Raw genomic sequence first — 22,495 nt, forward strand, 5'->3', positions numbered from 1 at the left:
GAACACGGCCGTGAACTGCCACTTCGCAGCGTTTCGGCGCGTCTTCACTGAGAATGGATACATGACCAAGACCAGCAGCGGCCGGCTGCCCCGTTTGGAGGACGTCGCACAGCGCGCCGGCGTATCGCACCAGACTGTGTCCCGGGTGGTCAATAACCACCCCAACGTCAGTGCTGCCACGCGGGAAAGAGTGGAAGCTGCCATAGCGGAGCTGGGCTACCGGCGGAACAGTGCGGCGCGGAGCCTTGTTACCCGGCGGTCCCAGACGATCGGCGTCCTGGCCAGCGAGCTCTCCCAGTACGGTCCTGCGCATACGCTTCTCGGTGTTGAACAGGCCGCCCGTGACGCCGGTTATTTTGTGAGTATCGCAGCGCTCCGCTCAGTCAGCAGCGAGTCCATTGCAGACGCCCTGCGGCATTTTATGGACCAGTCCGTGGACGGGATTGTGGTGCTGGTGCCCCACACCCAGACGCTGAACGTCCTGGAGGAATTCAACACCGGAGTGCCCGTGGTGGCCGTCGGGTCCACGGGGAATGCGAAGGTCAGTGGCGCCATGGTGGACCAGCGGCGTGGGGCGGAGGCCGCCGTCGGGCATCTCATTTCCCAGGGCCACCGGCGTATTGCCCACGTCTCCGGACCCAAGGACTGGATCGACGGTGCCGCCCGTGCGGAGGGCTGGCGGGCCGCGCTGCGGCAGGGCGGGCTGGATGATGACTTGTTGCTGGAAGGTGACTGGAGTGCAGGCAGCGGCTATGAGCTGGGCCGTCGTCTGGCAGCCGAGCGCACTGCCACAGCCGTGTTCGTGGGCAATGACCAGATGGCGTTGGGCGTCCTCCGCGCTTTCAGTGAGGCAGGCGTTGCCGTGCCCGACGACGTCTCCATAGTGGGGTTCGACGACCAGCCTGAATCGGGCTACTTCAGCCCGCCGCTCACCACGGTGCGGCAGGATTTTGAGGAGTTGGGGCGGCGCTGCATGGACATTATGCTTCGCAAAATCGAGGACGGCGCCGCCGCCAGTTCCACAGTGGTCACACCTGAACTGGTGGCCAGGGAAAGCACGGCACCACCTGCAGCCTGATTCTGCGGCTGCGGGAAGTGGAAGGATGGTCCCGTGCTCTTGACAGTGCAGCTTGTTAGCGCTCACAATTGAGACAGGCCATCACTCCGGCCGCAGTGACTTGGAGGAATTATGGACGGCAGCGCAGGCGTCGTAAGCGAAAGCAGTACAGAAGCGGACAAGTATGTCATCGGCGTGGACTATGGCACGCTGTCCGGCCGGGCCCTGGTAGTCAGGGTCCGGGATGGCAAGGAACTGGGCAGCGGGGTTTTTGATTATCCGCACGCCGTGGTCACTGACAAACTGCCCGTGGATAACGCGGGCGCCACTCTTCCGCGTGAGTGGGCCCTTCAGGTGCCCAACGATTACCGCGAGGTGCTCCGCAATGCAGTGCCGGCCGCCATTGCTGACGCAGGAATCGATCCTGCCAAGGTGGTTGGTATCGCCACCGACTTCACCGCCTGCACCATGGTGCCCACCCTGGCGGACGGCACCCCTCTGAATGAGGTCCAGGGCTACGCCAACCGCCCGCACGCCTACGTGAAACTGTGGCGCCACCACGCGGCCCAGGCGCAGGCGGACCGGATCAACCAGTTGGCTGCAGAGCGGGGTGAAAGCTGGCTGCCCCGCTACGGCGGCCTGATTTCCTCCGAATGGGAGTTTGCCAAGGGCTTGCAGCTCCTGGAAGAGGATCCGGAACTTTATGCTGCCATGGACCACTGGGTGGAAGCGGCTGACTGGATTGTCTGGCAGCTCTGCGGCCAGTACGTGCGCAACGCCTGCACCGCCGGTTACAAGGGCATCTACCAGGACGGCGCTTACCCGTCCGAGGATTTCCTCTCGGCCTTGAACCCTGACTTCGCAAGCTTTGTCAGCGACAAAGTGGAACATCGTATCGGCCGCCTCGGTGAAGCAGCAGGACGGCTTACTGCCGAAGCCGCCGCCTGGACAGGCCTTCCGGAAGGCATCGCAGTCGCCGTAGGCAACGTTGACGCGCACGTCTCGGCACCGGCAGCCAAGGCCGTTGAACCCGGCCAGTTGGTAGCCATCATGGGCACGTCCACATGCCACGTCATGAGCGGCTCAGAGTTGCGGGAAGTCCCTGGCATGTGCGGCGTGGTGGGCGGCGGCATCGTCGAAGGGCTCTGGGGCTATGAAGCCGGTCAGAGTGGCGTCGGCGACATCTTCGGCTGGTTCACCAAGAACGGCGTGCCTCCCGCATACCACCAGGCTGCCGAAGCAGCAGGCCTGGGCATCCACGAATACCTCACCGAACTGGCCGCCCGCCAAGCGATCGGCGAGCATGGCCTGATTGCTCTGGACTGGCATTCAGGCAACAGGTCAGTGCTGGTGGACCACGAACTTTCCGGTGTGGTGGTGGGCCAGACCCTGGCCACCAAGCCCGAGGACACCTACCGCGCACTGCTGGAAGCCACAGCCTTCGGCACCCGCACCATCGTTGACGCCTTCCGCGATTCCGGGGTTCCGGTCAAGGAATTCATCGTGGCCGGCGGCCTGCTGAAGAACAGGCTCCTGATGCAGATCTACGCTGACATCACCGGCCTGCAGCTCTCCACCATCGGTTCGGGACAGGGTCCGGCGCTTGGTTCCGCTATTCACGCCGCGGTAGCCGCCGGGGAATACCCGGACATCCGCGCGGCAGCCGCCGCCATGGGTGCAGAACCGGGCGACGTCTATGTACCGATTCCGGAAAACGTAGCCGCCTACAACGTCCTGTTCGAGGAATACCGGACGCTGCACGACTACTTCGGACGGGGCACCAATAACGTGATGCACAGGCTCAAGGCTATCCGGCGCAATGCTGGCAAACCCGCGGGGCCAGCGGACACGGCGCCAGACGCCTCCGCGAACGCTGCAACCCCGGCAGGAGTTTCGGCATGAGCGCGCTTCTGGATGTCATCGCCCGGGTCCGCGAAGATGTGTGCGCCCTGCATGCCGAGCTGACCCGCTACGAACTGGTGGTCTGGACTGCTGGCAATGTTTCGGCCCGGGTTCCCGGCCACGAGCTCATGGTGATCAAGCCCTCCGGTGTCTCCTATGACGACCTGACCCCCGCGAACATGGTGGTTACGGACCTGTTCGGGGTGCCCGTGGACGGCAATGCCGAAGGCAACTGGGGCAATCCGCCCCTTTCGCCGTCGTCGGATACGGCAGCGCATGCGTACGTCTACCGGAACATGCCCGACGTCGGCGGCGTGGTTCACACCCACTCCACCTACGCCACGGCCTGGGCTGCCCGGGGTGAGGAAATCCCGTGCGTTCTGACCATGATGGCTGACGAATTTGGCGGACCAATTCCGGTGGGTCCCTTCGCGCTGATCGGTGATGACTCGATTGGCCAGGGCATCGTGGAGACGCTGAAGAACTCCAACTCTCCAGCAGTCCTGATGAAAAGCCATGGCCCTTTCACCATCGGCCGTGATGCCAAATCTGCGGTCAAGGCAGCCGTGATGTGCGAGGAAGTCGCCCGCACCGTTCATATATCCCGGCAGCTGGGAGAACCGCTGCCCATTGATCCTGCGCAGATCAGCTCGCTTTATGACCGTTACCAGAACGTCTACGGCAACTGACGCCGTCGTGCCCGAAATTTTCCAGGAGTCCTTGATGAATGCAGCAACCACCAGCCTTGACCACTACGAAGTCTGGTTTCTGACCGGCAGCCAGCACCTCTACGGCGAGGACGTCCTGAAGCAGGTGGCCTCCCAGTCGCAGGAGATTTCCGACGCTCTGAATGCCTCCGCCGAGGTGCCGGTAAAAATTATCTGGAAGCCGGTCCTGACGGATTCGGACGCGATCCGGCGCACTGCCCTCGAGGCAAACTCGAACGACGCCGTCATTGGCGTCACGGCTTGGATGCACACGTTCAGCCCGGCGAAAATGTGGATCCAGGGCTTGGACCTCCTCCGCAAGCCGTTGCTCCATCTGCACACCCAGGCAAACGTGGAGCTGCCCTGGGCGGACATCGATTTTGATTTCATGAACCTCAACCAGGCCGCCCACGGCGACCGCGAATTTGGTTACATCCAGACCCGCCTCGGTGTGCCGCGGAAGACCGTCGTCGGGCACGTGTCCAACCCTGAAGTCCAGCGCCAGGTAGGTGCATGGCAGCGCGCGTCTGCCGGCTGGGCGGCCGTGCGCACCCTGAAGCTGACCCGGTTCGGCGACAACATGCGCAACGTGGCCGTGACTGAAGGCGACAAGACGGAAGCAGAACTCCGGTTTGGCGTTTCCGTGAACACCTGGTCCGTCAACGAGCTCGCCGATGCTGTGCACGGCGCCGCAGAGCCCGACGTCGACGCTTTGGTTGCCGAGTATGAGCGTCTTTACGAGGTGGCGCCGGAGCTGCAAAGCGGAGGTGACCGGCACGAGTCGCTGCGTTACAGTGCGAAGATCGAACTGGGCCTGCGGGCCATGCTGGAAGCCAATGGATCGGCTGCCTTCACCACCTCCTTCGAGGACCTGGGAACGCTGCGCCAGCTGCCTGGCATGGCAGTCCAGCGCCTGATGGCGGACGGCTACGGGTTCGGCGCCGAGGGCGACTGGAAGACCGCCATCCTGGTCCGCGCAGCAAAGGTAATGGGCTCCGGGCTGCCCGGCGGCGCATCACTCATGGAGGACTACACCTACCACCTGGTACCCGGGGAGGAAAAAATCCTGGGCGCCCACATGCTGGAGGTCTGCCCCTCGCTGACCGCAGGCAAACCACGCGTGGAGATCCACCCGCTGGGTATCGGCGGCAAGGAAGACCCCGTCCGCATGGTGTTCGATACGGACGCTTCGCCGGGCGTTGTTGTGGCGCTGTCGGACATGCGCGACCGCTTCCGCCTGGTGGCCAATGTGGTGGACGTGGTCGACCTGGACCAGCCGCTGCCCAACCTTCCTGTGGCCCGCGCGCTGTGGCAGCCCAAGCCGGACTTTGCGACCTCTGCTGCGGCCTGGCTCACGGCCGGCGCTGCGCACCACACCGTGTTGAGCACTGCCGTGGGGATCGAAGTCTTCGAGGACTTCGCAGAAATTGCGGAGACCGAGTTGCTGACGATCGATGAGGGCACCACCCTCAAGGGGTTCAAGAAAGAACTTGCCTGGAACGCCGCGTATTACCGGTTGGCAGGAAAGATCTAGCCAGGAACGCCTTGACGCCGGGGGGAGCTAGCACCAACAATGTTTCTATAACGTTGTAAATCTAGCGAGGACGTGTTCGTGGACGCACCGGCAACAGCAAAAGTCACCATCGATCCTGCCTTTACGGTAGGTCCGGTCCGGCCGCGAACGTTCGGGGCGTTCGTCGAGCACCTCGGGCGGTGCGTCTATACCGGGATCTTCGAGCCGGAGCACCCCACAGCAGACGAAGACGGCTTCCGGACGGATGTTCTTGAGCTGACACGCGAGCTGGGTGTGTCCACCGTGCGCTATCCGGGCGGCAACTTCGTTTCCGGTTACCGCTGGGAGGACGGCGTCGGCCCGGTGGAACAGCGTCCCGCCCGCCTGGACCTGGCATGGCATTCCACCGATCCCAACCTGGTGGGCGTGGACGAGTTTGCCAAGTGGTCCGTCGAGGCAGGCGTGGAACCCATGATGGCCGTCAACCTGGGCACCCGCGGAACACAGGAAGCGCTCGACCTGCTGGAATACTGCAATATCGACGGTGGTACGGCCTTTTCCAATCAACGCAAGGCCAACGGCGCGGAAAACGGCTACGGCATCAAAATGTGGTGCCTGGGCAATGAGATGGACGGTTGGTGGCAAATCGGCCATAAGAACGCCCTCGAATACGGGCGCCTTGCCGCAGACACAGCCCGTGGCATGCGCATGATCGACCCGGACCTTGAGCTGGTGGCCTGTGGTTCCTCCGCACCCACCATGGCGACCTTTGGCGAGTGGGAGCGGGTGGTCCTGACCGAGACCTATGAACTGGTTGACCTGATTTCGGCCCATCAGTACTTCGAGGATTTCGGCGACCTGCAGGAGCACCTTTCCGCGGGCCAGCGAATGGAAAGCTTCATCGCAGACATCGTGAGCCATATCGATCACGTGAAGTCGGTGAAGAAGTCCAGCAAGCAGGTCAACATCTCCTTTGATGAGTGGAACGTCTGGCATATGAGCCGCGCGGAGTCGAAGGCTCCCACGGGCAGGGACTGGCCGGTAGCCCCGGTCCTGCTGGAGGACCGCTACACCGTGGCGGACGCCGTCGTCGTGGGTGACCTCCTGATCACCCTGCTGCGCAACACCGACCGCGTGCACTCGGCGAGCCTCGCGCAGCTGGTGAACGTGATCGCGCCGATCATGACCGAGCCCGCCGGCCGTGCATGGAAGCAAACGACTTTCCACCCGTTCGCCCTGACCTCCCGGCACGCCGCGGGCACCGTGCTGCAGCTCGCCGTCGAATCCCCGCTGCTCAGCGGCGGAACCACTGCCGGTTTCCCGGCATTGTCCGCCGTTGCCACCTACGATGCCGACGCCGGTGAAGCGGTGGTGTTTGCCGTGAACCGATCAGCCACGGACGCCTTGGATCTCGACGCCGCAGTCGCCGGATTGGGCGACGCCACCGTCATCGAGGCGCTGACATACTCCAATAAGGACCCGTACTGGCAGGCAACCGCTGACGATTCGACGTCGGTCCTGCCGGCTGGGAACGTCAGTGTGAAGATCGACGCCGGCCGCCTCACCGCCCAGCTGCCGGCCGTGTCCTGGTCAATGATCCGGCTGGCGGTCAAGTAAGGGATTCCCAGAGGCAGAGGAAAGCAGCGCGGGCACGCCCTAGGTTGGGGACTGCAAGAATGGGGCATGCCCGCGCATAACTTTCCGATCCGGCGGCTGGCCGAAGATCCGGCCCATGCGCTGGACCGTGGCCGCTGGCCAGCGGTCCTGCCTCCGGTGGCGCAGGTCCTGGACCAGGGGCTGGACCTAACGCCCGCCACAGTATTCGTGGGGGAGAACGGGTCCGGAAAGTCCACCTTGGTGGAAGCCATTGCTCTGGCCTACGGGCTGTCGCCGGAAGGTGGTTCCACGGGGGCCCGGCACACTACCCGCGCCACGGAATCCCTGCTCGCAGATCACCTGCAGCTGGTCCGGAACGCCGGCGCAACCCGGCGTGGCTATTTCCTGCGGGCCGAGACCATGCACGGCTTTTTCACCTATCTGGAATTGAACCCGGGGAAGAGGGACATCGCGTTCCACGATATGTCCCATGGCGAGTCGTTTCTGGAACTGGCCTTGGACCGCTTCCGTGGCCGGGGTCTCTGGGTGCTTGATGAACCTGAGTCTGCCTTGTCCTTCGCTGGTTGCCTCAGCCTTCTATCTGTCCTGAAGGATCTTCTGGCAGAGGGCAACTCTCAGGTCATCATGTCCACCCACTCACCTGTCCTGGCAGCGCTGCCGGGCGCGCAGATCCTCGAAGTGGGGCCGTGGGGGTTGCGGCGCCAGGAGTGGGAAGAGCTGGAACTGGTGTCCAACTGGAGGTCATTCATGGAAGGTCCGGAAAGGTATCTGCGCCACCTTTGAAACAAGGGCCGGTTTACTGCTTTCGCAGTGTCCCCACCGGGGTTGACTCGGCTGCCGGAAACGTCGCCAAAAAACTGCTACCCATCCATGGCGTGGATCGCTCCGAACTACCGGTGCCAGTGACGGGTTGCCGCCGCTCCGCTGGCGCGCCCGCAGTTCGAAGTCTCTCGCCGAAGGATTACAAATATGAGCGATGTAAAGTTCCCCCGGTTCTTGTCCGAATGCATCGTGCGGAATCATGAGCAACAAGCGGGCCTTCGCGGCGACGACATATGGGGCATGTTCCTGTGCTGGTGCGCGCTCAATCAGGAAGAGCCCGGTGAGGAGAAGGACTTCTGGGTGGCCTTGAAGGCGCTGGGCTACACCAGTGGCGGTGATCGTGTATGGCGCGGGCTCACCATGACGGGCCCGGCCGCTGTTGACTACATTCTTTCAAGCCATCCCAGCCTTGTTTGAGCACAGCTGAAACACAGCGCCTTGCCGCCCGGCGGCACCGGTCAGGGGCAGCACACCTGCCGGCCTGCGCCCTGTTCGAGATTCGTCAGTATACTGAGCATTGCCGCGATGGTGCGGTTTTGGTGAAGTGTTGTGTTGAAGAGCAGCTGTCGACAATCAGCTGCTCTGGATTAGGAGCCTCCAGTTGAAGTTGCCATCCCCCAGAGGACCAGTCAGCACAGCACTGCTGGACATACTGCACGAAGAGCCGGGAAACGGCGACGCCGCAGCTGCCCTGATGCCAGCGGTCACCGCCGCACTGGAACAGCACGAAAACATAGCGACTGATGAAGATCTGCAGCTCGCGTTGTTCTGCCTCTATGAACTCCACTATGGCGGGCTTGACGGCGTAGATGAGCGGTGGGAATGGAATCCGGGGCTGATTGCCTGCCGGCAAAGCATCGAAGAAGTCTTTGAGGCAGCGCTTAGGGTGGCCGTGGAGCTTCCGCCCTTGGACGCAGCGGACAGCGATGCGGTCGCTGCCGTCCTTTTTGAGCTCACCGGTAAGGACGGCGGACCCAGCATGTCCCGCTTCCTTGCTGGAAAGGCGGACCTGGCACAGTTGCGGGAATTCCTGATCCACAAATCCATTTATCAGCTCAAGGAAGCCGACCCCCACACCTTCGCCATTCCACGGCTCGCCGGCCGCCCCAAGGCGGCGCTTGTGGAGATCCAGGCCGACGAATACGGCGGCGGCCGCCCGGAGCGGATGCACTCCGCCCTGTTCGCCCGGACCATGCGAACCCTGGATCTGGACGACAGCTACGGGGCATATGTGGACGCCGTCCCCGCGCTCTCCTTGACTTCGGTGAACATGATGTCGATGTTCGGCCTCAACAGGCGCCTGCGTGGGGCCATCGTCGGGCACCTTGCCGCCTACGAGATGACGTCATCGCAGCCCAACAGGCTCTACAGCCGGGGCTTCCGCCGGCACGGCTTCGACGAGTCAGCTACCGGGTACTTCGATGAGCATGTGGAGGCTGACGCGGTGCACGAGCAGATTGCCGGCAGGGACCTTGCAGGTGGACTGTTCGAGGCGGAACCGGCGCTGCTGCCGGACATCTATTTCGGGGCAGCTGCTGCTCTGGTGGTTGATCAGTGGCTCACTGAGGAAATCATCACCGCTTGGGAGAACGGTGCGTCGTCACTGCGGCTGCCCCTGATGCTGCCGGCATGAGCGCTGCCCTCCCGCCGGCTACATACATCCTCCCGCTGCGCTGGAAGTCCGACGACGGCCTGGAGGAGTTGGTGGACTACCTGACGGAGCTCAGCGGCTACATGTCAGTCCTTGTCATTGATGGTTCGCCCTCCGCACTGTTCGCTGAGCACGCAAAGCGCTTTCCGCCTGGAGTGCGCCACCTGCCTCCTGAGGTCCCGTCCCATGGCTCTCCGGACGCAGGTGGAAGTCCCGCCAACGGCAAGGTTCTCGGCGTCCTGACCGGCCTGCGGCACGCGAGCACCGAGCTGATGGTGCTGGCCGACGACGATGTGCGGTACGACCGCAGGACAGTGGCTCGTCTGCTGGAACTCCTTGCGGACGCCGAGGTGGTCCGGCCCCAGAACTACTTCCGGCCATTGCCCTGGCACGCCCGGTGGGACACATCCCGCACACTCCTTAACCGGGCTTTTGGCAATGACTACCCGGGTACCTTCGGCGTGCGCCGCTCGGCCCTTTTGGCTACGAATGGCTATGACGCAGGCGTCCTTTTCGAGAACCTGGAGATGCTGCGGACCATCCGGGCTGGCGGAGGACGTGAGCTGATTGCCGGGGACCTGTTCGTGCGAAGGATTCCTCCCGAGAGTGCACACTTCCTGCGTCAGCGGGTGCGGCAGGCCTATGACGACTTCGCCCAGCCCGAGCGGTTGGTCGTGGAGCTGCTTTACCTGCCCGTCCTCGTGCTGGCGTTACGCAAAGCCGTTGCGGGCAGGCCCTGGCCTCTGGCGGGACTCTTCGCCGCACTGTGCCTGGCAGCGGAGTGCGGGCGACGGCGAAATGACGGAACGCAGGTGTTCGATGCCGGTTCTGCACTATGGGCGCCACTATGGTTCTGTGAACGGGCCTTCACCATCTGGGCCGCCCTCGCCATGCGCCTGACCGGCGGGGTCCCCTACGCCGGATCCCGGCTTAAAGTCGCAGCACATACTCAAGCCCAGTTACGAAAGAGGCAAACAACATCATGACCGTCCCAACATCCGGCCCGGAAAAGCCTGCCACCCAACGGGACGCGGGGGAAGTCATCGTCGTCTGCCCGGACGGGCCCCTGCTGGTGCGTGGAGACTTCGACATCGTCTCCACCACGGGTGAACTCCTGCCGAGGCAGCGCCGGACGGTGGCACTTTGCCGCTGCGGCGGGTCAGCTATCAAGCCGTACTGCGACGGGACACACAAGTTCAACGGATTCCGAACAGAGCCCAAACCTCCGGCGTCCGCTGACAAAAAAGCAGACGGATCAGGCACGGGCGATTGACGGGATGATCCCTAAGCCTTGGGGCAAGCCTGTTGCGTTCGGGCCGCCCTCTTTTAGGCTTATTTTTCCAGGATTATGGAGGAGGAACGTGTGAAAGCACTGCTGGTGATCGACATGCAGAACGCCTTTTTCGAGGACCCGGGACTGGGCGCGAACCAGGAGCAAGTGGTCAGCGGGTGCAACGAGCTGATTGCTGGTTTTCGATCCGCGGGCCACAAAGTATTGCTGGTCCGCACGGAGCATGAGCGCGACAAATCCACCTGGACCCTGAACATGCTGGACGATGACCAAGGGTTTATCTTCCGCGGCAGCAAGCAGGCGGAGTTTGTGCCGGGCCTGCAGGCAGACGGCCACCCGCAACTGGTCAAGACCCGCGACAGTGCCTTTGTGGACACTGACCTGCTGGCCCGGCTCCGCAACTGGAACGTTGAGCGGGTGGTGCTGGCCGGCGTCTCCTCGCACAACTGCCTGGCACACACCGCGGCTGACGCCTTTGCCAGGAACCTCCGCGTCACTTATGCGCAGGATGCCATGACGTCTGAGGACAAGGAAGCCGAGGCAGACACGCTGAGGATCCTCACGGACGAATACCGCCAAGCCGTCCAGTCCAACACAGAGATTCTGGCGGACCTGGCCGCCGACTAGCCCGCCCTACAGCAGGGCCGGGTCCAGCCGCACGGGCGAGTCAAGGTCTCGAGTGCACACCAACACGCCGTCCTCCACGTGCAGCAGGGCCGCCTGGATGCTGGTTCGTTGTTCGCGGACTGCCCGCTCCGGGTCTTCCAGGCCGCTCACCATGTCGGTATCCTGCCACTCCGGATGGGTGAAGTAGAAAATGTAGGCGAAGTCTTCCGAGGTGCCGTTGGAGCCGGCATGTTGGACCACGACGTCGGCATGCCGGCCATAGGTGGCATCGTCCGCTCCGCTGCCGGGCCGGTCCAGGATCAGGCCGTCGTTGGATTCCTGCCGTTGCCAGGCGAGCCCGTCTGCGGAACGGTGCACGGCCTGGCCGCGCCATTCGTCCACCACCATCCAGTACCAGCCGCCCAGCCTGAAGACGTTGGGCCCTTCATGGGCAGGCAGCCCGATTACCTGGCCTTCGGTTTGCCAGTCATTCAGATCGTCGCTGCTGCACACCGCGGACCACGTGGTGGAACCGTCCATTTCGTCCTTGAACCAAAGCCGCGGCGTCCCGTCCGAGACCACGGCGAAGGCGGCGTCAATGACATTGGGGGATCCGACGTCGAGAGTTCCCTGATACTTCCAGTCCACCAGGTCCGCCCCGGTGTAGTGGACAAGCCGGCGCTCGACCTTTTCGGCCCAGCTCCCTGGGGCACCGGCCCCCCACGTCAGGAAGAGATGATACTGCCCGGCGTGCCACACCACCTCGGGAGCCCAGTGCGTGTTCAGGCCGGGGGAGTCCGCGGGGTCCAGCCCCTCCACCACACCCCGGTAGGTCCAGGTAGCACCGGCATCGGTTGAAACCGCGACGCCGATCCGGGTGCCGGTGATCCAGTCGCAACCCGCTGTGGTCAGCGTCGCGCGGCGCGCCGTGTAGAACATCCACCATTCGTCCGTTCCCCGGCGGTGGATGACCGTGGGATCAGCGGCGCCGTCGAAAACAGGGCAACGGAACAGTGGTGCGGCAGGCGTCATCCCGCGATTGTATAACGTTGTAAACCTGGATGGTAGAGGACATTTCGGCCCGTGGCAGCTTGCCCTGGACGTCAGCCTCTAGTTTCCTGGCTGTTGAGGAAAGTCCGCAGCAACCCCTCCAACTGGCCGCGCTCCCGGTGATTTAGTCCGCCGAGGATGCGTTCCTCGTTGGCTACGTGATCCTCCAGGGCGGCGTCGATCATCTTCCGCCCCTGTGGCGTGAGGGCAACTCGAATGGTGCGCCGGCTATCCGGGTCCGTTTCCCGGGTGACCAGTTCCTTTGCAACCAGCCGGTCCAGTCTGTTGGTGATTGCACCCGACGTGACCATGGTGCTGTGGGCCAGTTCTCCCGCCGTAAGACCCCGGCCCTCGATGTCCGTACGCCGGATTGTCGCCAGGATGTCGAACTCTCCACGCTGCAGGCCGTACTGCGAGAAGACAACCTGCAGTTCACGTTCCACTACGCGCGTGAGGCGCGAGAGCCGGCCAAGGATGCCCATCGGGGCTACATCCACCCCCGGCCGCACCACATTCCATTGGGCAATGATGCGGTCCACACTGTCTTCCACGGGGAACCTTTCAGCTTTGGCTGTTGACGATGTCAATTGTAGTACCTAAAGTGTTCAGGGTTGAATAGTTCAACGTTAAGGAGTTCTTATGGGCAGGGTTGGGGACACGTTGCTCACAGCGATCGCGCCGGCAGTATGGGGAACAACGTACGTCGTTACTACCGAGCTTCTCCCGCCCGGTCATCCGCTGTTTGCTGCCCTGGTGCGGGCCCTGCCGGCGGGCTTAATCGCAATCGCGCTGACCCGCACGCTTCCCAGGGGCTCGTGGTGGTGGAAGTCCGCCGTCCTGGGTGTGCTCAATATCGGCCTCTTCCTCCCGCTGCTTTTCGTGGCCGCCTACCAGCTGCCCGGCGGCGTAGCGGCCACACTGGGAGCGGCGCAGCCCCTTGTTGTCGCTTGCCTGGTTGTCGTCCTGCTCCGGGAGAGGTTCTCCTTCTGGCGGTTCGGCTGGGGCATCCTCGGCGTTATTGGCGTCGCCTTGGTGGTCCTGCGTGCCGCGGCCGCACTCGACGCGGTCGGTGTCACCGCCGGGCTGCTGGGGACTGCTTCCATGGGCCTTGGGATCACCCTCGCCAAGAAGTGGGGACGGCCGCCGGGGGTATCGGCGATGGGTCTCACTGGTTGGCAGCTCACCGCCGGCGGCCTGTTCCTCCTGCCCATCACCTTGGCCTTCGAGGGCGTGCCGGAAGCCATCGATGGCCCGGCCCTGGCCGGTTTCGCCTGGCTCGGCATCATTGGCGGGCTCCTCGCCTACACGCTCTGGTTCCGCGGCATCGGCCGTCTGCCGGTGGCGTCAGTGGCCGTGCTGGGACTCCTCTCGCCGCTGGTTGCCGCGGTCCTCGGAGCGCTCATCCTTGGGCAGACCCTGGGTGCCGTCCAGCTGATCGGTTTCGCCCTGGCCCTTGCTGCGATAGTCGGCGGCCAAATACCCCCGGGAAGCGGGCTGTACGGAACCAGGAGGGCTACGGCGCAGCCACTCGGTGTTCCCCGCTAGCGGAGCGCTGCAACACGGTGCGGGAAGTCCGTTCAAGCCCGGCTGGACGCTGACGATCTGCCCTGGAAAGGTCGCGGGTCATCCGGCTTGCCTGGTCGAAGCGGCAAGCGGCCCACCAGGGACGTAGTGTTTCTGCAACGATGTATCTACAAACACTCCGCGAGTAAGGAAACACCTCTTGGCCGTCACCATGCATGATGTTGCCCGGGCGGCCGGCGTCTCCCTGAAGACCGTCTCCAACGTTCTCAACGACTACGAATTCATCAGGGACTCCACCAAGGCAAAGGTCCAGAAGGCCATAGAGGAGCTGGGCTACGAGGCAAACCTGACAGCCCGCAGCCTACGCTCAGGCAAGACCCGCATGCTGGGCCTGGTGCTCTCCGACCTTTCCGTCCCGTACTACGCCGAGCTGGCATCGCGGCTGATGACTGTTGCCTCGGAGGCGGGCTACCGGGTGCTGGTTGAGCAATCCAACGCCGGGGCAGCCAACGAGCTGGCTGCCCTCCAGGGGCCCTTCCGCCAGCTCACGGACGGCCTGCTGTTCACGCCGCTGACCCTGGAGCCGGAGACCATCGTTGCCCGGCGCGGCAGCAAACCCCTGGTCCTGCTCGGCGAACACGTCCTGGATCCGCGCCTGGACCTGGTCACCATGAAGAACCATGAAGCCGCCCAGGCTGTCACCGCCCACCTTCTCGCGGGAGGCCGCCGTCGGATATCCGTCCTCGGTGCCGAAGCAACGGACGACGCCGGAAGTCCCGGTTTGCGGCTGAACGGCTACCGGGCAGCGCTCGCGGCAGCGGGGGTTTCTTTTGATCCGGAGCTAGTGGTGCAGTGCCAGTGGCGGCGCGACGGCGGCGCATCAGCAGTTGCTTCCCTCCAGTCCCGGGGCATCAGGTTCGATGCCGTTTTTGGCCTCAACGATGCGGTGGCGCTCGGCGCGATGCACGAGTTGCTGGTCCGCAGCGTGAAGGTGCCCGAGGATGTGGCCGTGGCCGGCTTCGACAACATCGATGAAGCGAGTTATGCCTCGCCGTCCCTGACCACGGTGACCCCCGGCACGGACGAGATCGCCCAACGGTCCCTGCGGCTCCTCCTAAACCGGATAGATGGCAAGGAAACCTCGCCGGATGGCGTGCACATCGAGGCGGACTTTACGCTGGAAATCCGCAGCTCGGCCCCCTGAGCAGGAAGCGACAAGGCGGGGCCGGTGGTAACCATTGCTCCAGCCCTTGCCCACAGTAGTAGCCAGCACTAGCCTGAACGTGGACTGCAGCTCAGGAACCGGACCGGTCCTCCAAGGCAAAAATTCAATGGGAAACTCACAGCAAAAGTAAGGGCGTTGAGCGTAGCCTTCGCATTCTGCTCCGCAAGGACCCTCGACGCCACTTTTCGCAAGAAGGAGCGTCGCAATGCCTACAGTTGTACGGGACATCATGACCGGCGGAGTCGAATGCGTCGGCGAACGGGACAACCTCGAAGTTGTTGCCAGGAAAATGAAGGAACTCGACGTCGGAGCGCTGCCCATTTGCGGGGAAGACAACCGGCTTAAGGGAATGATCACGGACCGGGACATCGTGGTTAAGTGCATCGCCGACGGCGGCAATCCACAAGCCCATTCAGCAGGCGACTTCGCCCAGGGCAAGCCCGTCACCGTGGGGGCCGATGATTCGGTGGAAGAAGCCATCCGTACCATGCAGGAGTACCAGGTGCGCCGCCTCCCGGTCATTGACGGCCACGACCTCGTCGGTATCGTCTCCCAAGCTGATATTGCACGCAGTTATCCGGAGGACAGAGTCGGGGAATTGGTAGCTTTCATTTCCTACTAGGCGGCCAAGGGGGACGAACATGGGCAGGCGCAATTCTGCGCGGTGGGCCGCCCCGCCAACGGCGGCCATTGCTGATCTGGAAGTACTCATCCCGAGTTTTGAGCGGCCTCATGAACTTGCCGTAACGCTCGCGGGCCTTGCCGCCCAGGCCCGCCCGGACTTCCGGGTGGTCATCAGCGATCAATCAAGGGGCCAGCCCGGCTGGGCCCACCCTGCCGTCCTTGCCATAGTGCGGGTGCTGCGCGCCCAGGGCCGTGAGGTGAGCTTGCTGCGGCACGTGCCGGCACGGGGCCTGGCGGAGCACCGGCAGTTCCTGCTGGAGAACTCGAGTGCCGCGCGGGTCCTATACCTCGACGACGACATCTGGCTTGAGCCCGGCGCGCTGCAGCGGATGGTATCGGCAATGGACGCCCTCAAGTGCGGTTTCGTCGGAATGGCTCCCCAGGGCTTGTCCTACCTTGACGACTCCCGGCCTGAAGAAGTCGCTACCTTCGAGCCCTGGGCGGGAACGGTGGAGCCTGAATACGTCCGCCCGGAAACTCCCGGGTTCCAGCGCTGGCCGCTCCACAACGCCGCCAACCTGGCGCACCTCAGCCATGAGCTGGACCTCGACGATGATGAGTGGATGGCGTACCGAATTGCCTGGGTTGGCGGCTGCGTCCTGTACGACCGGACAGCACTTGTGGAGTCCGGCGGATTCACATTCTGGCAGATCCTTCCCCCCAACCACGCGGGCGAGGACGTCCTGGCGCAATGGAAAACCATGGAGCGGTTCGGGGGCGCAGGCATCCTGCCATCCGGAGCGGTCCACCTCGAATCACCCACCACGGTCACTGACCGCTCCGTGGAAGCACATCAATACGTGCTGAATGAAGAGGTTCTTTCACATCAGAAATGAAAGGCGGAACGATGAACAGCAACCCCACCCCCATCGAAGTGCAGAAGTTCCTGAGCGGAATTGAATATCCCGCCAGCAAGGCGGCACTGCTGGACAAGGCCAAGGAGTCCGGAGCGGACGGCGACGTCCTGAAGGCGCTCGAGGGCCTGCCTGATCAGGACTTCGACAGTCCCACCGCCGTCAGCTCCGCCGTTTCCGGCTAGCTGCGCGCAACTGGTACCACCTCCGCCTTCGTCGCGCCGCAGGCGGAGGTGGTAACGCATGTTCAGGAGCGGGTACCGGGTGTCAGAGGGAGGTGACGCGCTAACATTTGCTTACGTCACCCATTGCCGGGCCGCGAAGCGGGGCCGGTCGCACCGGAAGGTTTCCATGGCAGAGAAAACTGCGCACGCCGACTCTGAGGAGCGGGCCCGCATCCACAAATGGAAGATCATCGGCCCGGGGCTTGTGGTGGCAGCAACCGGTGTGGGCGCGGCGGACATGGTCGCAACGCTGGCCGCGGGTTCCCGGTACGGATACATGCTTCTGTGGGCAGTCATCCTGGGCATCCTGCTCAAAATTGTCCTGGTTGAAGGCGCGGGGCGCTACTCCCTGACCACCGGCAAGACGATCTTCCAGGGCTGGCGTTCCCTGGGCCGGTGGCCCGTCTGGTACTTCGGGCCCTACATCATGATCTGGGGCATTGTGTACGGCGCTTCGGCCATGTCATCTACCGCCCTGCCATTGGCCGCGCTTTTTCCGGCAGTTCCGCTTTGGGTCTTTGCTATCGGCACCGGGCTTGCCGGCTTCGTGATGGTGTGGTTCAACAGGTACGCCGTGTTTGAGAAAATAACAGCGGTTCTGGTGGGCCTGATGTTTATCACCATAGTGGGGCTGGCCGTGATAGCCGTCCCCAATATTCCCGCCATGTTCACTGGACTGATCCCGATGATCCCGGACGGCGGACTCTTCTACACGCTGGCGCTGGCAGGCGGGGTAGGCGGCACCATCACTCTCGCTGCATACGGCTACTGGCTGCGCGAAAAAGGCTGGATTACCCCAGGCTGGATGCGGGTGATGCGGATCGACAACACCATGGCTTACGTGATGACTGGTATTTTCGTGCTCTCGATGCTGATCGTGGGCGTCGAAGTGGTGCAGGTGGCTGGTGTCAGCATCTCCGCTGGAGATAAGGGCCTGCTGGATCTGACCGGCGTGCTGCAGGACCGCTACGGAGACGTTATTGGCATCGCCTTCCTGTGGGGCTTCTTCGCCGCTGCCTTCTCCTCCATCCTGGGTGTGTGGAACGGCGTCTCCCTGATGTTCGCGGACTTCTGGGCGAACACAAGGAACAAGGGCTCGGACCACCCTGATGCCCGGCTGAAGGGAAAGTACTTCCGTTTCTATCTGATCTGGCTGACCTTCCCGTCCATGTTGCTGCTGATGCTGGACGAGCCTATCGGCCTGGTCCTGGCCTATGGCGTCCTGGGTGCCTTGTTCATGCCGTTCCTCGCGGTCACGCTGTTGCCTCTGTTGAACATGCAGAGATATGGGATTCCTGCCACCTGGCGGAACCGCTGGCACCACAACACGGCCCTGGTAATCATCGCCGTCCTGTTTATTGTGCTTGGCGGCTATCAGCTCGTCACCACCATCCAGAAGGCCATCGGAGGGTAAAACGTGGAACTGCACATTACCGGGAACCCGGACGCAGATGCCGTGCTGGGTTCGGACCCTTTTGCGCTGCTGACCGGCATGCTGCTGGACCAGCAGGTCACCATGGAGTCAGCCTTCGCGGGGCCGCAGAAGATCCGTGACCGGATCGGCACCCTGGATCCTGCCGTCATCGCAGCCTACGATCCCCAGGAGTTCCTGGAGGTGTTCAAACAGAGCCCCGCCGTCCACCGGTTCCCCGGATCGATGGCCGCCAGGGTCCAGGCTCTTGCGGCAACTGTTGAGGGGGACTGGGGCGGCGAGGCTTCAGCGATTTGGACGAAGGGCGATCCGGACGGGCCCGAGGTGCTGCGCCGGTTGAAGCAACTGCCCGGTTTCGGAGACCAGAAAGCCAGGATCTTCCTCGCACTGCTGGGCAAGCAGTGCGGGCTCAAGGCACCGGGCTGGCGTGAAGCCGCCGGGCATTACGGTGCGGAAGGCTCCTACACCTCCGTCGCGGACATCGTGGACCCCGAGTCGCTGGCCAAGGTGCGGGCCAGCAAGCAGGCAGCGAAGGCAGCAGCCAAAGCCGCCAAGACGTAACCCCTTACCCAACTGGCTTGCTTTTAATGCACTCAAAACGCCATTTCAGTTGCTTTAAATGCGAGCTAGTTGGGTTGGGTGGACCTTGCCGGAGACATTCCCGAAACGCCCCTGAAACGTGCGGCCCCTACGCTGAACCCACGCCGTTTCGCCTGGATGTTGAAGGGATCCGCCATGCACTTGATGCCCCGTGAGCAGGAAAAGCTCATGATTGTGGTGGCAGCTGACCTTGCCCGCCGCCGCCAGGCCCGCGGGTTGAAGCTGAACTTCCCCGAATCGGTAGCCATCATCAGCTACGAACTCATCGAAGGCGCCCGCGACGGCCGCACCGTCGCCGAACTGATGAGCTACGGAACCACCCTCCTCACCCGGAACGACGTGATGGAAGGCGTGCCGGAAATGATTCATGACGTCCAGATCGAAGCCACCTTCCCGGATGGCACCAAGCTGGTCACCGTCCACGATCCCATCCGCTAGGAGTGCCATGATTCCCGGAGAATACCGGCTCCGCCCGGAGCCCGTTGCCTGCAACGCCGGCTGTGAAGCCATCGCCGTCGAGGTGGTCAACCGCGGCGATCGGCCCATTCAGGTGGGCTCGCACTACCACTTCGCCGAGGCCAACAGTGCCCTGGAGTTTGACCGCGATGCCGCCTACGGCCGCCGGCTGGACATCCCGGCCGGCACCGCCGCCCGCTTCGAGCCCGGCGACTCCCGCACGGTCCGGCTGGTGGAGCTTGCCGGCAACCGTGAAGTGTACGGGCTCAGTAACAAAGTAAACGGAAAGCTCGACGGCGGCACGCGCCAGGAGCCGAACGTCACCACCGCATCCGCACCTGAAGAGGGGAGCCGGCCATGAGTTTCGACCTGCCGCGTAAACAGTATGCGGACCTCTACGGGCCCACCACGGGCGACGCGATCCGGCTGGCGGACACTGAACTTTTCCTGGAAATTGAAAAAGACCTCACCGTCTACGGCGAGGAAGTGGTGTTTGGCGGCGGCAAGGTGATTCGCGACGGCATGGGCCAGAACGGCCAGCTGACCCGCGATGGCAACGGCGCCGCTACCGGCGCAGAACACGCCGTTCCGGACACCGTCATCACCAACGCCGTGATCCTGGATTACACCGGTATCTACAAGGCAGACGTTGCCCTCCGCGACGGACACATCTTCGCGATCGGCAAGGCCGGCAACCCGCAAATCATGGACGGCGTGGACATTGTGATCGGCGCCGGCACGGAGATCATTGCCGGCGAGCGAAAGATCCTCACGGCCGGCGGGATCGACAGCCACATCCACTTCATCTCCCCGGATCAGGTGCCCACGGCGTTGACCAGCGGCGTCACCACCATGGTGGGCGGCGGCACCGGCCCGGCGGAGGGGACCAAAGCCACCACCGTCACTCCCGGAAAGTGGCACATTCAACGGATGCTGCAGGCGGCTGAGGGGCTGCCCGTCAACATCGGCCTGCTCGGCAAAGGCCACGCGTCCGCCGTCGAACCCCTTGCCGAGCAGATCCGTGCCGGTGCCGTGGGGCTCAAAGTCCATGAGGACTGGGGAACCACGACGGCGGCGATCGACAATTCCCTGAAAGTCGCCGACGAATACGACGTCCAAGTGGCCATTCACACTGACGCCCTGAACGAGTGCGGGTTTGTGGAGGACACCATCACAGCCATCGACGGGCGGGTGATCCACACCTTCCACACCGAAGGCGCCGGCGGCGGGCATGCTCCGGACATCATCAAAATTGCCGGGCTGCCCAACGTGCTCCCTGCGTCCACCAATCCCACCTTGCCGTACACGCGGAACACCATCGAAGAGCACCTGGACATGCTGATGGTCTGCCACCACCTCAACCCGGATATCCCCGAGGATGTGGCCTTCGCCGATTCGCGGATCCGGGCCGAAACCATCGCCGCGGAGGACGTGCTGCAGGACATGGGCATTTTCTCCATCACCTCGTCCGATTCGCAGGCGATGGGCCGGGTAGGGGAGGTCATCACGCGCACCTGGCAGGTGGCGGACAAGATGAAGAAGCAGCGCGGGGTGTTGAAGGACGAAACAGGCGCGGCGCACGGTTCAGTGGACAGCGACAATTTCCGGCTCAAGCGCTACGTGGCCAAATACACCATTAACCCGGCGATCGCGCAGGGCATGGCGGACTCCATCGGCTCCGTGGAGGTGGGCAAGTTCGCGGACCTGGTGCTGTGGGATCCGGCGTTCTTCGGGGTCAAGCCGGAGCTGGTTCTCAAGGGCGGCCAGATCGCCTACGCCCTCATGGGGGACGCCAACGCCTCCATCCCGACGCCGCAGCCGCGCACCATGCGCCCCATGTTTGCCACGTTCGGCAAGGCGCTGCAACAGTCGTCCATCACCTTCCTGTCGCAGGCCGCGATCGATGCCGGTGTTCCTGAAGAGCTGGGCCTGCAGAAGGTGATCCGCCCGGTCTCCGGGATCCGGACGCTGACCAAGGCGGACCTCAAGTACAACGGTGCCACTCCGGATATCCAGGTGGATCCGGAAACCTACCAGGTAACGGTCGACGGCGAGGACGTCACCTGTGAGCCGTCGGATGAGTTGCCCATGGCGCAGCGCTACTTCCTCTTTTAGGAGCCACTGTGATTATTGAGAAGATTCTAGGAAACCTCCACGAACTGCCCGTCGCTGAAGCCGCGGTTCTGTCCCGCCACCACAAGGAGAAAGTAGTCCTGCCCAGTGCCCAGCTGGTCAAGCGCATCCAGCGGGTTACGACGGATCACGGCAAGGAGCTCGGCATCAGGCTGCCCTCCACTGCCGGGGACCTGCGCGATGGCGACATCCTGCACGTGGCCGAGACCAACATGATTGTGGTGTCAGTGTTGCCCACAGACGTCCTGGTCATTGCTCCGCGGTCCGTTTACGAGATGGGGGTAGTGGCGCATTCGCTGGGCAACCGGCACCTGCAGGCGCAGTTCTTTGATGCCTCTTCCGAGTACGGCGCCGAGGTGATGGTGTGCCAGTACGACCACACTGTGGTGGACTACCTCAAACACGTTGGCGTCCCTTATGAACGGCAGGACCGCGTGATGCCTGTCCCCTTCCGCCATGCCGAACACAGCCACTAGCTACCAGCTGGCCCTGCAGCAGCTCACCGATTCCGCACTGCCTACCGGGGCCTTCGCGCATTCGCTGGGCTTCGAGGGGTATATCGAGCGCGGGCTGGTCCACGACGAGGCCTCTTTCGGGACCTGGCTTTCCGCGTTTGTGGCGCAACAACTGACCTATTCGGACGGCCTGGCCATCCGTTTTTCCTATGAAGGAGTACCCGTTGGCGAACTCGACTCCCAGCTCACGGCTCAACTGCTGCCACGCCAGGTCCGCGAGGCCAGTATCAAGATGGGCACCCGGTTGCTCGAGATCGGCCAGGACGTCTTCCCGTCACCGGCGCTGGCGCTGTACCGGGACCTGGTGACCACCGGACAGGCCGCCGGCCACCAGCCGCTGGCGTTTGCCGTCATCGCGCGTTCCCTGGGCGTGCCGCTGACCCAAGCGCTGGCCGCGTACCTTTTTGCCGCCGTCACCTCCCTGACGCAGAACGCGGTGCGGGCCATCCCGCTGGGCCAGAACGCAGGGCAGCGGTTGCTGCGGAAAGCGGCCGACGACGTCGCTGCCGCCGTCGAAAAGGTCCCGCACCTCGCTCCGGACGACTTCGGTGCCATCAGCCCCGGGCTGGAAATTTCACAAATGCGGCACGAACGCCAACGCGCCCGCATGTTCATGAGCTGACCCTTGAGGA

The 22,495-nt window shown here is 63.5% G+C and carries 25 protein-coding genes; 23 read left to right on the plus strand and 2 right to left on the minus strand.

Annotation, left to right across the window (positions count from 1 at the left end):
- Positions 1 to 61: 61 nt before the first annotated feature.
- From ACWA13_RS01935 to ACWA13_RS01985, 11 genes are all read left to right on the plus strand, one after another.
- On the plus strand, positions 62 to 1,078 hold the full coding sequence (locus ACWA13_RS01935; protein ID WP_463936422.1) for a LacI family DNA-binding transcriptional regulator: 1,017 nt from the start codon (positions 62 to 64) through the stop codon (positions 1,076 to 1,078).
- Positions 1,079 to 1,189: 111 nt separating this feature from the next.
- Positions 1,190 to 2,959 (plus strand): ribulokinase, encoded by a 1,770-nt coding sequence (gene araB, locus ACWA13_RS01940; RefSeq protein WP_463936424.1) that lies wholly within the window; start codon positions 1,190 to 1,192, stop codon positions 2,957 to 2,959.
- Entirely contained in the window at positions 2,956 to 3,648 is a 693-nt protein-coding gene (locus ACWA13_RS01945; RefSeq protein WP_463936426.1) for an L-ribulose-5-phosphate 4-epimerase, read from the plus strand. The genes araB and ACWA13_RS01945 overlap by 4 nt, the downstream gene beginning before the upstream one ends.
- Positions 3,649 to 3,682: 34 nt before the next feature.
- The gene (araA, locus tag ACWA13_RS01950; RefSeq protein ID WP_463936428.1) at positions 3,683 to 5,200 is read left to right on the plus strand and encodes an L-arabinose isomerase; all 1,518 of its coding nucleotides are present in this window, start codon (positions 3,683 to 3,685) and stop codon (positions 5,198 to 5,200) included.
- Between the two features lie 78 nt (positions 5,201 to 5,278).
- Positions 5,279 to 6,796 carry an arabinosylfuranosidase ArfA gene (arfA, locus tag ACWA13_RS01955; protein WP_463936429.1) on the plus strand — a complete coding sequence of 506 codons (1,518 nt, stop codon included), beginning with the start codon at positions 5,279 to 5,281 and terminating at the stop codon, positions 6,794 to 6,796.
- A gap of 66 nt (positions 6,797 to 6,862) precedes the next feature.
- Positions 6,863 to 7,579, plus strand: coding sequence for an AAA family ATPase (locus tag ACWA13_RS01960; RefSeq protein WP_463936431.1), 717 nt, complete (start codon positions 6,863 to 6,865; stop codon positions 7,577 to 7,579).
- A 186-nt stretch (positions 7,580 to 7,765) separates the two neighbouring features.
- Positions 7,766 to 8,035: a hypothetical protein gene (locus ACWA13_RS01965; protein ID WP_463936433.1), complete on the plus strand. Its 270-nt coding sequence runs from the start codon at positions 7,766 to 7,768 to the stop codon at positions 8,033 to 8,035.
- A 184-nt stretch (positions 8,036 to 8,219) separates the two neighbouring features.
- On the plus strand, positions 8,220 to 9,251 hold the full coding sequence (locus ACWA13_RS01970; protein ID WP_463936435.1) for an iron-containing redox enzyme family protein: 1,032 nt from the start codon (positions 8,220 to 8,222) through the stop codon (positions 9,249 to 9,251).
- Entirely contained in the window at positions 9,248 to 10,255 is a 1,008-nt protein-coding gene (locus ACWA13_RS01975) for a glycosyltransferase family 2 protein (protein WP_463936437.1), read from the plus strand. Before ACWA13_RS01970 ends, ACWA13_RS01975 begins: the two co-directional genes overlap by 4 nt.
- Positions 10,252 to 10,542 (plus strand): CDGSH iron-sulfur domain-containing protein, encoded by a 291-nt coding sequence (locus ACWA13_RS01980; protein WP_463936438.1) that lies wholly within the window; start codon positions 10,252 to 10,254, stop codon positions 10,540 to 10,542. The genes ACWA13_RS01975 and ACWA13_RS01980 overlap by 4 nt, the downstream gene beginning before the upstream one ends.
- 90 nt (positions 10,543 to 10,632) lie before the next feature.
- Positions 10,633 to 11,187, plus strand: a complete 555-nt coding sequence (locus ACWA13_RS01985; RefSeq protein WP_463936440.1) for a cysteine hydrolase family protein — start codon at positions 10,633 to 10,635, stop codon at positions 11,185 to 11,187.
- A 6-nt stretch (positions 11,188 to 11,193) separates the two neighbouring features.
- On the opposite strand, the gene ACWA13_RS01990 is transcribed toward ACWA13_RS01985, so the two are convergent.
- Positions 11,194 to 12,198, minus strand: a complete 1,005-nt coding sequence (locus ACWA13_RS01990; RefSeq protein ID WP_463936442.1) for a family 43 glycosylhydrolase — start codon at positions 12,196 to 12,198, stop codon at positions 11,194 to 11,196.
- A 71-nt stretch (positions 12,199 to 12,269) separates the two neighbouring features.
- Positions 12,270 to 12,767, minus strand: coding sequence for a MarR family winged helix-turn-helix transcriptional regulator (locus ACWA13_RS01995; RefSeq protein ID WP_463936444.1), 498 nt, complete (start codon positions 12,765 to 12,767; stop codon positions 12,270 to 12,272).
- Positions 12,768 to 12,855: 88 nt separating this feature from the next.
- Between ACWA13_RS01995 and ACWA13_RS02000 the strand changes: the two genes are divergently transcribed.
- The 12 genes from ACWA13_RS02000 to ACWA13_RS02055 all read left to right on the plus strand — a co-directional run bounded on the left by ACWA13_RS02000 (position 12,856) and on the right by ACWA13_RS02055 (position 22,485).
- Positions 12,856 to 13,761 carry an EamA family transporter gene (locus ACWA13_RS02000; RefSeq protein ID WP_463936446.1) on the plus strand — a complete coding sequence of 302 codons (906 nt, stop codon included), beginning with the start codon at positions 12,856 to 12,858 and terminating at the stop codon, positions 13,759 to 13,761.
- Between the two features lie 178 nt (positions 13,762 to 13,939).
- Positions 13,940 to 14,944, plus strand: coding sequence for a LacI family DNA-binding transcriptional regulator (locus ACWA13_RS02005; RefSeq protein WP_463936447.1), 1,005 nt, complete (start codon positions 13,940 to 13,942; stop codon positions 14,942 to 14,944).
- 226 nt (positions 14,945 to 15,170) lie between these two features.
- Complete coding sequence (locus tag ACWA13_RS02010; protein WP_463936449.1) at positions 15,171 to 15,587, plus strand: CBS domain-containing protein; 417 nt, start codon at positions 15,171 to 15,173, stop codon at positions 15,585 to 15,587.
- A 19-nt stretch (positions 15,588 to 15,606) separates the two neighbouring features.
- Positions 15,607 to 16,485, plus strand: a complete 879-nt coding sequence (locus ACWA13_RS02015; RefSeq protein WP_463936451.1) for a glycosyltransferase family 2 protein — start codon at positions 15,607 to 15,609, stop codon at positions 16,483 to 16,485.
- Between the two features lie 11 nt (positions 16,486 to 16,496).
- Positions 16,497 to 16,688: a DUF2795 domain-containing protein gene (locus ACWA13_RS02020; RefSeq protein WP_463936453.1), complete on the plus strand. Its 192-nt coding sequence runs from the start codon at positions 16,497 to 16,499 to the stop codon at positions 16,686 to 16,688.
- Between the two features lie 166 nt (positions 16,689 to 16,854).
- Positions 16,855 to 18,141, plus strand: coding sequence for an Nramp family divalent metal transporter (locus ACWA13_RS02025; RefSeq protein ID WP_463936455.1), 1,287 nt, complete (start codon positions 16,855 to 16,857; stop codon positions 18,139 to 18,141).
- 3 nt (positions 18,142 to 18,144) lie between these two features.
- Positions 18,145 to 18,720 (plus strand): HhH-GPD-type base excision DNA repair protein, encoded by a 576-nt coding sequence (locus ACWA13_RS02030; RefSeq protein WP_463936457.1) that lies wholly within the window; start codon positions 18,145 to 18,147, stop codon positions 18,718 to 18,720.
- 174 nt (positions 18,721 to 18,894) lie between these two features.
- A complete protein-coding gene (locus ACWA13_RS02035; protein ID WP_463936458.1) occupies positions 18,895 to 19,197 on the plus strand; it encodes an urease subunit gamma in 303 nt (100 codons plus the stop codon).
- A 7-nt stretch (positions 19,198 to 19,204) separates the two neighbouring features.
- Entirely contained in the window at positions 19,205 to 19,576 is a 372-nt protein-coding gene (locus ACWA13_RS02040; protein WP_463936460.1) for an urease subunit beta, read from the plus strand.
- Complete coding sequence (gene ureC / locus ACWA13_RS02045) at positions 19,573 to 21,330, plus strand: urease subunit alpha (RefSeq protein ID WP_463936462.1); 1,758 nt, start codon at positions 19,573 to 19,575, stop codon at positions 21,328 to 21,330. The genes ACWA13_RS02040 and ureC overlap by 4 nt, the downstream gene beginning before the upstream one ends.
- Before the next feature lie 8 nt (positions 21,331 to 21,338).
- Positions 21,339 to 21,824, plus strand: coding sequence for an urease accessory protein UreE (ureE, locus tag ACWA13_RS02050; protein ID WP_463936464.1), 486 nt, complete (start codon positions 21,339 to 21,341; stop codon positions 21,822 to 21,824).
- Positions 21,805 to 22,485 carry an urease accessory protein UreF gene (locus ACWA13_RS02055; protein ID WP_463936466.1) on the plus strand — a complete coding sequence of 227 codons (681 nt, stop codon included), beginning with the start codon at positions 21,805 to 21,807 and terminating at the stop codon, positions 22,483 to 22,485. Before ureE ends, ACWA13_RS02055 begins: the two co-directional genes overlap by 20 nt.
- The last annotated feature ends 10 nt before the right edge of the window (positions 22,486 to 22,495 follow it).

Source organism: Pseudarthrobacter sp. TRD_SC_9 (genome assembly GCF_055361265.1).

What these genes read in the sequence shown, in the direction of transcription:
- ACWA13_RS01935 (WP_463936422.1), top strand. Translation starts at nt 62, where the DNA reads ATGACCAAGACCAGCAGCGGCCGGCTGCCCCGTTTGGAGGACGTCGCA.
- araB (WP_463936424.1), top strand. Translation starts at nt 1,190, where the DNA reads ATGGACGGCAGCGCAGGCGTCGTAAGCGAAAGCAGTACAGAAGCGGAC.
- ACWA13_RS01945 (WP_463936426.1), top strand. Translation starts at nt 2,956, where the DNA reads ATGAGCGCGCTTCTGGATGTCATCGCCCGGGTCCGCGAAGATGTGTGC.
- araA (WP_463936428.1), top strand. Translation starts at nt 3,683, where the DNA reads ATGAATGCAGCAACCACCAGCCTTGACCACTACGAAGTCTGGTTTCTG.
- ACWA13_RS01960 (WP_463936431.1), top strand. Translation starts at nt 6,863, where the DNA reads ATGCCCGCGCATAACTTTCCGATCCGGCGGCTGGCCGAAGATCCGGCC.
- ACWA13_RS01965 (WP_463936433.1), top strand. Translation starts at nt 7,766, where the DNA reads ATGAGCGATGTAAAGTTCCCCCGGTTCTTGTCCGAATGCATCGTGCGG.
- ACWA13_RS01975 (WP_463936437.1), top strand. Translation starts at nt 9,248, where the DNA reads ATGAGCGCTGCCCTCCCGCCGGCTACATACATCCTCCCGCTGCGCTGG.
- ACWA13_RS01980 (WP_463936438.1), top strand. Translation starts at nt 10,252, where the DNA reads ATGACCGTCCCAACATCCGGCCCGGAAAAGCCTGCCACCCAACGGGAC.
- ACWA13_RS01990 (WP_463936442.1), bottom strand. Translation starts at nt 12,198, where the DNA reads ATGACGCCTGCCGCACCACTGTTCCGTTGCCCTGTTTTCGACGGCGCC.
- ACWA13_RS02000 (WP_463936446.1), top strand. Translation starts at nt 12,856, where the DNA reads ATGGGCAGGGTTGGGGACACGTTGCTCACAGCGATCGCGCCGGCAGTA.
- ACWA13_RS02010 (WP_463936449.1), top strand. Translation starts at nt 15,171, where the DNA reads ATGCCTACAGTTGTACGGGACATCATGACCGGCGGAGTCGAATGCGTC.
- ACWA13_RS02015 (WP_463936451.1), top strand. Translation starts at nt 15,607, where the DNA reads ATGGGCAGGCGCAATTCTGCGCGGTGGGCCGCCCCGCCAACGGCGGCC.
- ACWA13_RS02020 (WP_463936453.1), top strand. Translation starts at nt 16,497, where the DNA reads ATGAACAGCAACCCCACCCCCATCGAAGTGCAGAAGTTCCTGAGCGGA.
- ACWA13_RS02025 (WP_463936455.1), top strand. Translation starts at nt 16,855, where the DNA reads ATGGCAGAGAAAACTGCGCACGCCGACTCTGAGGAGCGGGCCCGCATC.
- ACWA13_RS02035 (WP_463936458.1), top strand. Translation starts at nt 18,895, where the DNA reads ATGCACTTGATGCCCCGTGAGCAGGAAAAGCTCATGATTGTGGTGGCA.
- ACWA13_RS02040 (WP_463936460.1), top strand. Translation starts at nt 19,205, where the DNA reads ATGATTCCCGGAGAATACCGGCTCCGCCCGGAGCCCGTTGCCTGCAAC.
- ureC (WP_463936462.1), top strand. Translation starts at nt 19,573, where the DNA reads ATGAGTTTCGACCTGCCGCGTAAACAGTATGCGGACCTCTACGGGCCC.
- ACWA13_RS02055 (WP_463936466.1), top strand. Translation starts at nt 21,805, where the DNA reads ATGCCGAACACAGCCACTAGCTACCAGCTGGCCCTGCAGCAGCTCACC.